This is a genomic window from Blautia sp. MSK.20.85 (assembly GCF_013317245.1).
In the GTDB taxonomy this organism is placed as follows: domain Bacteria; phylum Bacillota; class Clostridia; order Lachnospirales; family Lachnospiraceae; genus Blautia_A.
In genome coordinates this window covers 1-1,203 of the sequence record NZ_JAAIUN010000080.1, presented here as the reverse complement: position 1 = coordinate 1,203, position 1,203 = coordinate 1, and the positions used below count along the sequence as shown (strand labels likewise).

General features: G+C 43.2%; 1 protein-coding gene. It reads right to left on the bottom strand.

Translation table 11 applies throughout. The annotated features are described in order from the left end of the window. Window positions 1-1,203: MSCRAMM family protein (locus tag G5B12_RS16945; RefSeq protein WP_244096133.1), on the bottom strand; the 1,203-nt coding region annotated here is incomplete at both ends.

Genomic DNA, 1,203 nt, shown 5'->3' with positions numbered 1-1,203 from the left:
TTACATACTCAAAAAGATGCTCCACGGTACCTTTTACATGATCCAAAAGTGTCACCTTATCCAGAAACTCTCCATTTTTGTTGATGATCAGAAGTCCTGTTGGAACTTCATCTTTCATCTCTACTTTCTGAATCTCGGCAGTATCTTCCAGTGTGAACTTCACATCCGTCGCTTTCAGATATCCATACGGTGCAATTTCCTCTCGAAGGGTGTATTCTTTACCCACAGTCAGTCGTTTGATCACATGTGGCTGATCTTTTACAGAAGTCCACTGATCCACAACATTTCCTTCTTTATCAAGAACGGTGAGTTTTGCCCCATCCAGTTCCACACCTGTTGTTACATCAGATTTTGTGATTTCAACTGTTGTCGGCTGGTTCTTTTTCACTGTTTTCAGTTTTACTGTCTTCACATCCTGCCCCTGGTAAGAAGCATCCAGATTCAGAACTTCATCAGAGGATACAAATCCCGCCGGTGCTTTTAACTCTTTCACATAATACTGTCCAAGCGGCAGATCCAGCGTACATGCTGCAAGACCATCGTTATCAGAAGTCATTTCCTGCAGAAGTGTATCTGCCTTTACAATGATCTCACCTTTCTCATTCTTCAGATCTTCTGTGTTATAGATGCCAAAGACAGCTCCTGCTACGGGTGCACCATTTTCTGCATCCTGTTTTTCTACCTGGATTGCAACTTTCTGGCGGTCATCGCCAACCATCACTTCCTGTTCGATCACAGGTGTATCCTGATCCGCATAGACAAATGAGACATCCGATCTGTCATGGTTCAGGACGAATCCTTCCGGTGCAGTCTTTTCTACCACATAGTAAGAACCAAGCGGCAGGTTATCAGCAACTGCTTTTCCGTCTTCCCCGGTCGTTACCGTTGTTACCAGTGCATCTTTTGCATAGATCAGCTGTCTGTTTCCGTTTTCATCTTTCTGATAATCCGGTGTATAGATATTTTCAGCTGCATAGACATGAAATGATGCACCCTTCAGGTATCTTTCTTCATAAACAAAATCCTTTTTAAATCCGGTCAGCATCTCACCTTTTTTATAGATCGTCAGCTTTCCTTTTACCGGATGGTTCTCGTAGTCTACCGTAATAATGGCATCTCCGCTCTCAGAATCCATCTGGTATGCTGTATTTGCATCCACCGCAATCTCTACATAGTTCTTATTGATTGTGTACCCTTCCGGTG